This window comes from Chloroherpetonaceae bacterium (genome assembly GCA_033763895.1).
Lineage (GTDB): Bacteria > Bacteroidota > Chlorobiia > Chlorobiales > Thermochlorobacteraceae > JANRJQ01.
On record JANRJQ010000007.1, the window covers coordinates 115,326 to 127,792 of the forward strand.

General features: G+C 37.8%; 15 protein-coding genes. 8 read left to right on the forward strand and 7 right to left on the reverse strand.

Features of this window, described 5'->3' with window-relative positions:
- Window positions 1-44 precede the first annotated feature (44 nt).
- The gene (locus SFU91_05540) at window positions 45-863 is read right to left on the reverse strand and encodes a sulfite exporter TauE/SafE family protein (protein ID MDX2128481.1); all 819 of its coding nucleotides are present in this window, start codon (window positions 861-863) and stop codon (window positions 45-47) included.
- Window positions 864-1,032: 169 nt separating this feature from the next.
- Here SFU91_05540 and SFU91_05545 point away from each other — a divergent pair, with 169 nt between their 5' ends.
- Window positions 1,033-1,506 (forward strand): Uma2 family endonuclease, encoded by a 474-nt coding sequence (locus SFU91_05545; protein MDX2128482.1) that lies wholly within the window; start codon window positions 1,033-1,035, stop codon window positions 1,504-1,506.
- 27 nt (window positions 1,507-1,533) lie between these two features.
- Here the strand turns inward: SFU91_05545 and SFU91_05550 are convergent, their stop codons facing one another.
- Window positions 1,534-2,547 carry an MBL fold metallo-hydrolase gene (locus SFU91_05550; protein MDX2128483.1) on the reverse strand — a complete coding sequence of 338 codons (1,014 nt, stop codon included), beginning with the start codon at window positions 2,545-2,547 and terminating at the stop codon, window positions 1,534-1,536.
- Between the two features lie 49 nt (window positions 2,548-2,596).
- Window positions 2,597-3,250 carry a Crp/Fnr family transcriptional regulator gene (locus tag SFU91_05555; protein MDX2128484.1) on the reverse strand — a complete coding sequence of 218 codons (654 nt, stop codon included), beginning with the start codon at window positions 3,248-3,250 and terminating at the stop codon, window positions 2,597-2,599.
- A gap of 84 nt (window positions 3,251-3,334) precedes the next feature.
- Here SFU91_05555 and SFU91_05560 point away from each other — a divergent pair, with 84 nt between their 5' ends.
- Entirely contained in the window at window positions 3,335-4,420 is a 1,086-nt protein-coding gene (locus tag SFU91_05560; protein ID MDX2128485.1) for an LptF/LptG family permease, read from the forward strand.
- A 2-nt stretch (window positions 4,421-4,422) separates the two neighbouring features.
- Here SFU91_05560 and SFU91_05565 read toward each other — a convergent pair whose 3' ends face one another.
- Together SFU91_05565 and SFU91_05570 are read right to left on the reverse strand one after the other, a co-directional pair.
- Entirely contained in the window at window positions 4,423-5,607 is a 1,185-nt protein-coding gene (locus SFU91_05565; protein MDX2128486.1) for an acyltransferase, read from the reverse strand.
- Window positions 5,608-5,614: 7 nt separating this feature from the next.
- Complete coding sequence (locus SFU91_05570) at window positions 5,615-6,364, reverse strand: SDR family oxidoreductase (GenBank protein MDX2128487.1); 750 nt, start codon at window positions 6,362-6,364, stop codon at window positions 5,615-5,617.
- Between the two features lie 22 nt (window positions 6,365-6,386).
- Here SFU91_05570 and SFU91_05575 point away from each other — a divergent pair, with 22 nt between their 5' ends.
- The gene (locus SFU91_05575; protein ID MDX2128488.1) at window positions 6,387-6,956 is read left to right on the forward strand and encodes a rhomboid family intramembrane serine protease; all 570 of its coding nucleotides are present in this window, start codon (window positions 6,387-6,389) and stop codon (window positions 6,954-6,956) included.
- Window positions 6,957-7,208: 252 nt separating this feature from the next.
- Here the strand turns inward: SFU91_05575 and SFU91_05580 are convergent, their stop codons facing one another.
- Entirely contained in the window at window positions 7,209-7,658 is a 450-nt protein-coding gene (locus SFU91_05580) for a hypothetical protein (GenBank protein ID MDX2128489.1), read from the reverse strand.
- Between the two features lie 423 nt (window positions 7,659-8,081).
- Between SFU91_05580 and SFU91_05585 the strand changes: the two genes are divergently transcribed.
- Both SFU91_05585 and glnA read left to right on the forward strand, forming a co-directional pair.
- A complete protein-coding gene (locus tag SFU91_05585) occupies window positions 8,082-8,576 on the forward strand; it encodes an Lrp/AsnC family transcriptional regulator (protein MDX2128490.1) in 495 nt (164 codons plus the stop codon).
- A gap of 76 nt (window positions 8,577-8,652) precedes the next feature.
- Entirely contained in the window at window positions 8,653-10,110 is a 1,458-nt protein-coding gene (gene glnA / locus SFU91_05590; protein MDX2128491.1) for a type I glutamate--ammonia ligase, read from the forward strand.
- On the opposite strand, the gene SFU91_05595 is transcribed toward glnA, so the two are convergent.
- Window positions 10,107-10,250, reverse strand: coding sequence for a hypothetical protein (locus SFU91_05595; GenBank protein ID MDX2128492.1), 144 nt, complete (start codon window positions 10,248-10,250; stop codon window positions 10,107-10,109). The genes glnA and SFU91_05595 overlap by 4 nt on opposite strands.
- Before the next feature lie 50 nt (window positions 10,251-10,300).
- Between SFU91_05595 and ribD the strand changes: the two genes are divergently transcribed.
- From ribD to SFU91_05610, 3 genes are read left to right on the forward strand one after another with little or no spacing between them, the layout of a single operon-like run.
- Window positions 10,301-11,431, forward strand: coding sequence for a bifunctional diaminohydroxyphosphoribosylaminopyrimidine deaminase/5-amino-6-(5-phosphoribosylamino)uracil reductase RibD (gene ribD, locus SFU91_05600; protein MDX2128493.1), 1,131 nt, complete (start codon window positions 10,301-10,303; stop codon window positions 11,429-11,431).
- Window positions 11,432-11,448: 17 nt separating this feature from the next.
- Complete coding sequence (locus SFU91_05605; protein MDX2128494.1) at window positions 11,449-11,946, forward strand: DUF309 domain-containing protein; 498 nt, start codon at window positions 11,449-11,451, stop codon at window positions 11,944-11,946.
- 39 nt (window positions 11,947-11,985) lie between these two features.
- Window positions 11,986-12,414, forward strand: coding sequence for a hypothetical protein (locus SFU91_05610; protein ID MDX2128495.1), 429 nt, complete (start codon window positions 11,986-11,988; stop codon window positions 12,412-12,414).
- Window positions 12,415-12,467: the final 53 nt, after the last annotated feature.

Below are 12,467 nucleotides of genomic sequence, written 5' to 3' on the forward strand. Positions count from 1 at the left end.
TCCAAAAAGGCTTTTCAGTTACTTTTGTTACACAAGCCATTTTTTTATAAAAATTCTTTTCCAAGAATAAATGCCCCCATTAGCAGAATAAACCAACCAAAAAGGGGTTTCAATTTTTCCGATTGAATTCGCTTTGAAATGAGGTTTCCGATCAATACACCCAAAGCTGAAAAAGCCAGAATACTGAAAATCAATCCAATAGAGATTCCATCATTTTGACTGTCTTGTACGATTGAGGTTGAAAATCCGATCAAAGAATTCAGTGCAATCACAACAAGTGAAGTTCCAATCGCTTCTTTCATTGTCATTTTGCCAAACGCATATAAAGCTGGGACAATTAAAAATCCCCCACCAACCCCAATAAAGCCGGTAATAAACCCAACACCAACGCCGTATAAGGCAAGCAATGGAAATTCAGGAGATGAATTTTGATGCGTTGATGTTGCTGATTTGCGAATCATCTTTATGGCAGATAGCATCATCAGGATTGCGAAAATCAATAGAAGATACTGCCGCTGCGAAAGTGCAAAGGAATTTGTAATCGTAATAGATTCGGGGAGATTTGGAACAATAAACCAACGAGTTAAAGATACTGTCAGTATTGAAGGCAATCCGAAATACAGCGCCTTTTTTGGGTCAATGAGTTTTTCCTTGAAATAGTGAATACTCCCAAAAGCGCTTGCAAGACCAACGATCAAAAGTGAAAAGGTAATCGCTGGGGCTACTTTGATATGAAAAAGATAAACCAAAACGGGAACAGCAAGCACACTTCCACCGCCACCGAGCAGTCCTAAGAAAAACCCGATGAACACGGCTGCAATAAACCCAAAGACTTCAATTCCAAACTCCATAACGTACTTCACTCAAAATTATTCTTTTATTGCATTAACTCAATGAAAATACCTTAAATGAAACTTGAGTTTTGTAACCAATGTTACATTCGAAGAAGTACTGTAAGCTGAAAAAACTTTGAGGAAGAATTTATCTGTTTTTATATTCTGAGTAATGTATGAAACGAAAGGAATGAGCACTATGCAAGATACCGTCGAAATTCTCTCACAATACGAATTGGAGCGAGGTAAACCAATGCCAAGTAAAAATCACTCTTTAGTCCAAAGTAATTTGCTTTATGCCTTATCTGACTATAGAACAAAGTTCTCAATATTGCCTGAGCTTTCACTTGAGTTTTCTGGTCAAGTGTATGTTCCTGATCTTTGTATATGCGAAAAGATGAAGATTGATTGGCTCAATGATGAAACAAAGCTCACGACTGCACCATTAACGGTTATAGAAATCGCCTCGCCCTCGCAAGGGTATGAAGTATTTGAAGAAAAATTAAAAGGGTACTTTTTGAACGGGGTTAAGTCTTTTTGGCTTGTGAATCCATTTCTTCAATCAATAGCCTTATTCACTCCCAATGAGCAGAAGCCGCAAGTTATCTCTACGGGTTTATTAACCGATGAAGTAACGGGGATTAAAATACCAATTGAAAAAGTATTCGAATAATGTTTTGATTTTATTTTCAACTTTGGGTTATTCTAAACCTTCCCACCAAGGATTAAATTTTTGGTTTTCATTTTCAAGTTCAACAACTTCTCCGATTACAGGCGTGAGAAGTCCGTATGGGGAATTCACGGATAGTTCAGAAATTTTTCTTAGCGGCTCATCCCAATCGTGATCAGAAAGCGCAAATTTGGATGAATGAACGGGCAAAAGTCTTTTTGCTTTGAGGTCTATTGCCGCTTGGAAAGTTTCTTCGGGAGATGTATGAACATATCGCCACATTTTATTGTACTGACCATTTTCTAAAACAGCCAAATCAATTGGGCCAAATTCATTTCCAATTTCTTTAAAGTGGGTATCATAACCACTATCACCTCCAAGATAAAGTTTGTAAGAATCTGATTTGACAAGCAAAGACATCCAAAGTGTTGTATTCCGTACTAATGTTCTTCCTGAAAAGTGACGCGCCGGTTTGGTGAATACAGTGATTCCGTTTTCTAATTCAATTCTTTCATCCCAGTCATGTTCAGAAAAGCGTGATTGCTCAAATCCCCAATTCTCAAAATATTCTCCAACCCCTAAAGGTAAAATCGCTCTCGAAAAATTGTGTTTCAATTTCAATAAAGTTGGCAAATCGGTATGATCATAATGATCGTGAGTGAGAATAAGGTAATCGATTTCTGGAATGTCATTCGGAGTGAAAACATCAGAGCCCGGAAAACTGAGCATTGTGTTCGGAATCGGGGAAGCGTTTCCACTAAAAACAGGATCGACTAAAAATCGCTTTTGATTCAATTGAAAGTAATATGAGGAATGGCCAAACCAAACCAATAAATTCTTTTCTAGAGGAAGTGATTTGAGATTTGTTTTGATTGAGGGTATTGTAGATTTCGGCCGTCTCCTCTTTGAACCCTTCAAAAAGAAATCAAGGACGACTTGAGAAAGCGTGTAACCTTCAGTGAGATTGGGTGTTTCAGTCCGATTAAAAAACAACCCATTTTTGAAATGGGGTGATTTTTGATAAAGTTTGTCGCGTTTAATCAAAGATGCTTAGGATTGGATTAAAAATTATTTCCAATCTACACTTGCAATATTAACTAACGTTTAGGGTAATTTTATTTCTTGCTAAACTTAAAACCCCATCATCTTCAAGCTTTTTCAATAAACGTGAAACCACGACTCTTGCCGTTCCAAGTTCTTGGGCTAATTGCTCATGTGTCACAGCAATCACTTGGTTTTCGCTTAATTCAACTTTCTTTTTAATGAGAGAAAGCAGCCGCTCATCCACTTTTTTGAAGGCGATTTCATTAACAACTTCTAAAAGCTCTTCAAATCGCTTGTGATAAAGCTTAAAAAGGTAATCAAGCCACTCCGGAAATTCTCTCAAAAACATTCCTACTTTCTCAATCGGTAAAAAATAAATTGCAGCGTCTTCTTCAACTTCTGCCCTTACCTTGCTGGTTTCATTGTGAATCCCGCCCAAAAAAGACATGATACAACTCTCACCCGGCTTGATGTAGTAAAGAAGAATTTCACGACCATCTCGCTCAGTACGAATCACCCGTATAGACCCCTTGGCAACGATGGGAATCGAACGAATGGAAGAATTTTCATTCATGATGATATCCCCTGCTTTGTACTCTTTTAAGATTGAATTCTCAAAAAGTTTTGAAGTAAGTTCTTTGGAGGCACCAATTTTGATTGTGGGCTGTTCATATTCAAGAGGGATAACTTCAATCTTTCTCATTAATATTGAACTCCTTTCTAATTATTGCTATGGTTATTCATACAAAGGCTAACTTTGCATAATCTAACCAACTTTTCAGACACTATGTTCAACCGAATTGATCGGTACATTATCAAAGAATACCTCTTTACGCTTCTTTTCGCGCTTTTAGCTTTTATTTGCTTGTTTATCCTCATTGATCTAATCGAAAAAATCGACGACTATATCGACCGAAAGGCAAAACTTGAAGCCATCGCTCTTTACTACTTATATTTATCACCTGAAATTCTAAAGCTTGTCGCACCGGTTGCAGGATTGCTCTCGGCACTTTTCGTCACAGGAAAAATGGCCAAGCAAACTGAACTTCTTGCCATTCAAGCAGGTGGCGTAAGTCTTTACAGAATTCTACTTCCGTTTTTATTTGTAGGTTTTCTTTTGACGACTTTCGATTTATTTTTCTCCGGCTGGCTTGTTCCCATCACAACCCGCTACAAACAGAAATTCGAAACCCTTCAATTAGGAAGAAGCTATTGGACCGGGGGCAGCCGTTCAAACCTTAATATTCAGGATTCTCCTTCACGGTTTGTGAGCATTTCCTATTATGATGACCCTCAACAAACCTGTTATACCACTTCTATTTTTTACTATACTAATTTTGAACTTGTAAAAAGGCTTGATATGCCTAGTCTAAAATATGATTCTTCCACGGCAAAATGGATTGGAAAAGACATTGTAGAACGGCGGTTTATTCGAAATGAAGAGATTGGATTTGTGAAAATTAAGATAGATACCATTGAACTTTCTTTTTCAATTCGAGATCTTCGTGAAAACAATTCTGCTTTAGAGCTCTTAAATCTCGTTGACCATAAAAGATTTATTGAAGCTCGAAAGCGAAGCGGATTTGAATCAACAAGTGAGGCGGAGGTTAAGTATCACTCAAAAATTTCATTCCCATTTGCTTGCCTTATTGTTATTCTTCTTGGAGTTCCACTCTCTGCTCAAAAGAAAAAGACCGGAATTGCACTTGAAGCCGGAATCAGCGGTGCAATTGGCTTTTTCTACATCGGTTTACAACAAACATTTGCAACTTTAGGATACAAAGGAGCGATCACCCCGATTATTGCTGCTTGGGCTCCTAATTTTCTTTTTTTATTTGCTGGGATTATTATGGTCATCAAAGCAAAGAAATAAAGTCATGCAATGATCGAATTTTCTTTTTTCTTAAAAAAATTGAGTTCTTTCAAATCCATAAATGGCTTTTCGATTAATTTCCAAGTGATAAGAGCAAATAAATAAGATAATGCAAATACTATAGAGATAAATAAGAGTTGATTTACCGCACCTCCTATTTTACTTACTGGAAAGAAAAACCATATCTCCTTAATTAAGTGAATAAATGGAAAATGAAAAAGATAAATACTATATGCATAAGTTCCGACACCTTGAAGTAATCTGTTTTCTGATAAATATCTCCCAAATTTACTTTCTTCTGATACTGTCCAGCCCCAACCAATAATTAGTATCGAGAGAAAACTGCCTATTGTGTATCCAATTGAATTTGGAATTAATAAGAGTGGGAAATCTTCAACTTTCGAAAGTGTTGGTATATCAAATAATAGGAATGATAGTGATAACAAAATAAACACTGTAAATAATAATGATTTCTTTAAGTGGCTTAAGAAATATAACAATCTTTCTTTATCCAATATCAACTTAAAGAGGAGCGCACCCCAAAAAACACTATCCAACCTTGTAATAGTCATATAGTGAATATACTTTATCATCAAAACTGAATTATCAGCTGTTAATAAAAGCAAAAATCTTAAAATTGGGGTCAATACAATTAAAAAAATAGAAAGCTTTATAAATTTATCATCATTAAGATATAAATACAAAAGAGGAAAAAAAATAAAAACCTGCTGCTCAACACCGATAAACCATAAATGGGAAATGTATTTATTTCCTGAAGAGTAATCAACAAATAATGGCGACCAATTATGAACAAAAAACCAATGCCAAATTTGATTATTCCAAAGGTATTGAAATTGTAATTTTTCTTTAAAAACCAATGGAACAACATTAAAGAAAATTAAAATAAAAAAGTAAAATAGCGGGATCAATCGCAATGATCGATTAATAAAGAATGTTCTATAATAGTCGTTTTTTCCTTTTAATGAATGAAGAACCTTTGTTATTAAAAACCCTGTTAATACTAAAGCGAAATTCCCACCACCACCAAAAGACCAAATACTATTTTTCAGATAACTGAATATGACTGTATTTGTTCTAACAATGTCTAAACAATGATAAATTGTAACTATTAAAATCGCTAGACCTCTTAAACCATCAATTGTTTTAACTCTTGACCCTTTTTGCATCTTTTTATTAATAAAGTGTATAGCCCCCATCAGCAATGATCACCTGTCCGTGAATCCATCGCGATTTTTCAGAGCATAAAAAAGCTGCAATATTAGCGACATCTTGGGTATTTCCTAATCTTCCTAGCGGCGTTTTTTCAATCCACGCTTCCTTTTTCTTTTCCATCTCTTTGAAATCAAGAAGTGCTTCCGTATCAATTGGCCCTGCTGAGATGGCATTGACCCGAATATTTTTATGCCCCATTTCAGCAGCAAGATATCTGACCAAATTTTCAATTCCCGCTTTGGCAGTGCCTACCGCAGCATAATCTGGAAGAACCCTAAGATTTCCAATGCTTGAAATTGCAAGAATTATGCCTCCCTTATCACCAAATCGTTTATAGGCTTCTTGTGCGCCAAACAAAAAAGCTTTTGGACCGGTGGCCATTGCTAGCTCAAATCCGTTTGGCCCTATACGATGCGCCACTCCAAATACGCCTTTCGCTGCGTTATGAATAAAAATATCAAGTCGGCCGAAAGTTTGGTCAACCTCTGCGAATAGACGTACAATTTCCTCGTGTTTTGCAATATTGGCTTGCAGTGCCATTGACTGAACGCCTATTTGCTGAAGTTCTTGAACCGTATTCTCAGCTTCTTCCTTGTTTTTAGCATAATTGACTGCAATATTTGCACCCAATCGGGCTAATTCAAGGGCAATTGCTTTACCAATTCCTCTTGAAGAACCCGTTATCAACGCAGTTTTACCCTTCAATTCCATTGTCTTAATCAGTTAAACTTTCATGCGAATAAAATACAACTCACCGGTCATATTAACTTTCACTTTGCTTTCATTTTTTATCATGACCTTAAGTTCATTTTTTGGAAACTGGCTTACTTTAACCTTTTTTGCAATTCCCGGATCCCTTGACTACACAAATCCACTTACCTACCTTCGTCTCTTCACTCATATTATCGGTCACGCCGATTGGAATCATTTCATCAGTAACTTTTCTCTCCTTTTACTTCTAGGTCCTCTCTTAGAAGAAAAGTACGGCTCAAAATTGATTCTCTTTATGATTGTTTTGACCGCTCTTTCAACCGGTATCCTGAATGCGATATTTTTTCATAATGGAATTTTAGGAGCAAGCGGAATCGTTTTTATGCTCATCTTGATGAGCTCATTTACAGATTTTGAAGCGGGTGAAATACCACTCACCTTCATCTTGGTTTCTACCCTTTTCTTTGGGAAGGAATTGATTAGTTCTTTTGGAGACGACAAAATCTCGCAGTTTGCTCACATGCTCGGGGGTATCTCAGGAAGCCTTTTTGGTTTTATCTATCATCGGAAGGGAAAGCATTTTCTCGATTAACCCTTACTCTTAAGGTTTTATTGTTAATTCCTGAAATTGCTCTTTAGGCTTTATCGAAAAACTGAATAGACGAAGTTGCTCTTATTGCCTTAAATCGCGACAACCGTCTGATAGGAATAACTTAGTTCTTGAATTCGACTTATATAAAAAAACACGATAACCTTCGCTCAAAAAGAAAAATCACACCAAATAAAAAAACACTTTCCTTCTTGAGAAAAGTGTTTCATTTCAACGAAGCAATCGGTTCAACGCTTACCCTGTAATTTTTTTTACAGCATTTTTCGCAGTTTCAATCAAGCTTAGCGGAATTCCAACCACTGTTTTTAGGGCAAAAAAGGCTTCATCAATTGCCGGTGGTGTTCCGAAAACGGACGCTAGGCCATCTCCATATCCGTACCGTGGCCCATTCGGATTAGGATTCTTGGGAAATGGATTATTTGCTGCTGAAGACTCATCAGCAACTTTAGTCATTGGTTTGGGTGCAACTGATGCAACAGGCTTCGGCGCGGCCGCGGCTACTGGGGCAGGCTTTGCTGGAGCCGGCTTTGGCGGTGCGGCGGTTTTTGCAGCAATAGGTTCAGGTTTTGCCGCGACCGGTTCAACTTCTTTAGGTGCCTCCGTAGAAGCAGGTTTTGCACCAGCTTGTTCAGCCTGCATCTTTTTTAGCATCATTGGCGATAGCTTTTTGGGTGCATCTGCCATAAAATTTCTCCTTTCGATAAATGAAACAATTTGATAACAAACTTCTTAATTCTTAGAAAATATTTTCGCTACGAATCCTCATTTGTGCGCTAAAAGCCTCCACGCTTGTCTCATAGAACATCGCACAATACGCCAAAATTCAGCAGACTTTTGATTCAATGTAGTACTGTTTTTCTTTTATGCAAACTGATTTCGTTCAAAAATCACCAAGTGCAGCACCGATTTGGCCTTTTTTTTAATTCAGGAAAAAAAAATCTTTACTTAAATTTTTGAAATTATTTCGATTTTTACCTAACTTTGTTAAGTTATAGACAAAGTTACTAAGTTTTATATCTGAATTTCATTTCAAAAGAACATTCAACAAAAGAACAAAACAAAACGGCGATTTGCCTTTTGTTAACGGATTTCACCATTTCCATATTCATGTCTTGGCATTTAGACAAAATTGATTTCAAATTAATTGAACTTTTGAGCGAACGCGGCAGAATGCGCCGTAATGAGCTTGCCGAATCGGTCGGATTATCGATTCCCTCAGTCAGTGAACGCTTAGAGAAACTTCAAACGAGAGGCGTAATTAAGGGATACACTGTTGTCGCTGATGAAAAAAAACTTGGATTTGACATCACGGCATTTATTCGAATCAGTATGGATTCCTCCCGTCACTATCAAACTCTGATTCAAAATATCGTTCGCGAAGATGAGATCCTTGAATGTTACTCCTGTACCGGAGAGGGCTCTCATCTTGTAAAAATCATGACACATAATACCGTTTCTTTGGAACGGCTTCTTTCAAGAATCCAATCTTGGCAAGGAGTTACAGGCACACAAACCAGTATTGTTTTATCAGAAATCAAACGTTCTTTTAAGATCAATTCTCAAAAAGTTCAAAAGAACTTTGATACTGCAAAGGGTGACTAATTGTTTTTCGCGTATTTGAGAACATTAAACAAGTTTTTTATTTCTCTTTTCTGTAACAACACTATACTTAATTCAAATGTCAAACAGCAATTGGAAGAATGGTGCGACGCTCAACTCAGCGGAGTCCATTAATAAAGCGCTTGAACTCATCAAAAAATCAGGAGCAGTTCAAGTTGATTTCAAGTTTGTAGATTTCCCCGGAATGCTTCAACACATTTCATTCCCGGTTTCACAAATTAGCGAAGAGACCTTTAGTGAAGGGTTCAAATTCGACGGTTCATCGATTCGAGGATGGAAGGCAATCAATGAATCAGATATGAACATCGTCCCCGATGCCTCGTCAGCATTGGTTGATCCGTTTATGGCAGGCCCAACTGTTTCATTTTTTGCTGATATTTTTGAACCACTTTCCCAAGACATTTACGAACGCGCTCCGCGAAATATTGCAAAGAAAGCAGAGGAATATCTTAAATCAACTGGTCTTGGCGATACAGCTTACTTTGGTCCTGAATCTGAATTCTTTTTATTCTCCGATGTCCGTTATGGAACCGGAATGAATGAATCCTACTATCATGTTGATTCACCCGAAGCACTTTGGAACACCGGTAAAACTGAAATTGGGGGTAACAAGGGATATAAAATCCGTAATAAAGAAGGGTACTTCCCTGTTCCACCAACGGATACTCTCCAAGATATCCGAACCGAGATGGTTCAAGTAATGGAAAAATGTGGCTTCATTGTTGAAGCGCATCATCACGAAGTGGCAACCGGCGGTCAATGCGAAATCGATTTCCGCTTCGATACACTGACCACATGCGCCGATAAGCTTTTGTTTTTTAAATATATCGTTAGGAATGTCGCTGCGAAGCACGGCTTAAGCGCCACCTTTATGCCAAAACCGGTTTTTGGAGATAACGGCTCAGGTATGCATGTTCACCAATCCATTTGGAAAGATGGCAAACCGCTTTTCGCAGGTGACAAATATGCCGGACTTTCAGAAATGGCGTTGTATTATATCGGTGGATTACTTAAACATGCACCGGCTCTTTTAGCCATCACAAACCCAACCACCAATTCTTACAAGCGATTGGTTCCGGGTTTTGAGGCTCCGGTAAACTTGGCATACTCAGCACGCAACCGCTCCGCCTCAATTCGAATTCCTGTTTTGAAATCTCCAAAAGCAAAACGCCTTGAATTCCGTTGCCCAGATTCCACCGCCAATCCTTATTTGGCATTCTCAGCTTGCTTGATGGCAGGCATTGATGGAATTAAGAATAAAATTCATCCCGGCGAGCCGATGGAGATTGACATTTACGAAGCTTCTAAAGAAGAATTGAAAAAAGTTCCATCTACTCCGGGCTCACTTGAAGAGGCACTAAGAGCTCTTGAAGCAGACCATAAATTTTTACTTGAAGGCGGCGTATTTACTGAAGATGTGCTTCAAACCCATATCAAGTATAAATACGATAAAGAGGTCAATCCAATGCGACTTCGCCCGCATCCTTATGAATTCAACTTATACTATGATATTTAATTAAACGAGTTGTTCTTTTGTTCTTTCATAATGGTGATGTCTCTTTGCAGGCGAATAACCTGCGCAACAAGGCTTGCTTCGGCAAGCCTTGTTTGTTTTAATGAATAATATCTAACACATTTATCAAGATTCTTATTCATTGTTCTCATTTCTCAATTTTTCTCCCTAACTTTCTAAAACCTATTTTTTAATGAAAAGAAAAGCAACAACAAGGCCACCTGAAGCTTCATTTGATGCTGACGATGTTCGTTTTATGAAGCGTTGCCTTTCGCTTGCAAAGCGTGGTGAGGGTTTGGTTAGTCCGAATCCTATGGTCGGTAGTGTTGTGGTTTATAAAGGAAAAATTATTGGCGAAGGCTGGCATAAAAAATATGGCGAGTGGCATGCGGAAGTTAACGCCATTAACTCTGTCAAAAATCCGGAGTTTCTTTCTAAATCTACGCTCTATGTAAATCTTGAACCTTGTTCGCATTTTGGGAAAACCCCTCCTTGCTCCGATCTCATAATTGAAAAGAAAATCCCGAAAGTCGTCATAGGATGCAAAGATCCTTTTCCTAAAGTTTCAGGACGAGGAATCAAGAAGTTGAGTGAAGCAGGTGTAGAGGTTCATTTTGGTTTGTTAGAACAAGAGTCGAAACAACTCAATGAACATTTCATTTCATTTCATGCAAATCATCGGCCGTTTTTTGGAATAAAGGTCGCTCAAAGTTTGGATGGAAGAATTGCTACTGCGACTAAAGATTCGAAATGGATTTCCTCTGAGAGTGCGCGCGCTTACGCTCATTTACTTCGTTCGCAATATGACGCCGTGATGATTGGAACGGGCACCGCACTTACAGATAATCCTGCACTCACCGTGCGTAATACAAAAGGACGAAATCCTAAGCGAATTGTTTTAGATCGAAAGCTGTCTATCCCGCTCCACGCCACCATCTTTAGCAACGATTCACCCACATTTCTCTTTACTTCTCGTGTGAATAAAAAGCATCCCAAAATCAAGGCCCTTTCTAATAAAGGAATTCTGATTCGTTTTGTTGGTGAAAAGCAAGAAGGTTTAAATATTGAAGAAATCTCACAATCCCTTTTTGATGAAAAGATATTATCCGTCTTGGTTGAAGGCGGAGGCAAACTTCATGCCTCCCTCTTAAAATTAGGCTTGGGAGATAAAATTCATATTTTCATTTCACCAAAAATTATTGGTGGAGACGGTACACCCTCGATAGGAACACTTGGCATTAAATCAATTTCAGAATCTCTTTCAATCGAGCAAAACGTATTGAAAGTATTTGGAGATACTCTTCTTATTGAAGGATATTTGTAAGCGAGAATTTCCCAATTATGATTGCACCACGCAAACGCTCAATCGATGAAATCATCGAACGATATCATTCAAAGAGTTTACCCCTATTAGAACCAATTTTTAGTGAAAAACAAGGTGTTCTTTTTGAGAGAGGTGTAGTAGAATTTAATCAGACTTTATTTTATGATGCACATGAATCTTGGGAACATTGCTGGAGAGCGATGAGAAATGATGTTACCGATGATTCCGAAATTATTGTAAGAGGACTTGTTCAATTGGCTGCCGGATTCCATTGTATTCAACAGCAAAGAAAAAAGGATGCGAAAAGAAACTTTCAGAAAGCTTTACCCAAAATTGACTTAGCACCAGTTCGCCTTTTTAATCTTGACTTTCACTCGCTTCAATCTTTCCTTCATTCAAAAGAATTTGAAACATCTCATCTATTTCAAGAAATAAATTTTCAAGAAATAAGTTTTCCAAAACTTTTACTTTTAGACAAAAATGATGGAGCCAGAAACCATTCAAACGGGGCGTAACCGAAAAGCCATACGAGTAGGATATAAACACAAATCACGATGAAGCTTATCTTTTCTCTGTTGCTTGCATTTTGCGTCGGTTCTACTTCACTTTTCGCTCAAGATTACCAAGCATTTCTCATGAAAGATATGGTAGCTATTGAGAGTGGGAAATACAAAACAACCGGATATTCAATTATCACTTTTAGTGACGGGCATACCCTTCAAGTGAAATCGTATGCAGAAGCACCAGCCTCAGGCGTTATTAGCCGCGATCATTTCGTTGCTTTATTCAGCATTTTAGCCCATTCTATTGGAGACGAGTTTACAAAAGGTGATGAAGGGGCAAAGTCGAAAGATGTCGATGAATTGATTGGGAATCCGGATGTCGTCATCAATTGTTTTATGACTAAAAATGGAATTCAAGTTGAAATAAAGACCAATCAAGGGACGAACAGACAGACTATGAAGTGGAGCGATTTATTTTAATTCATTCAACGTTAAATGAAATAAAGATGGGCAGCACCAACTGCCCATTTTTT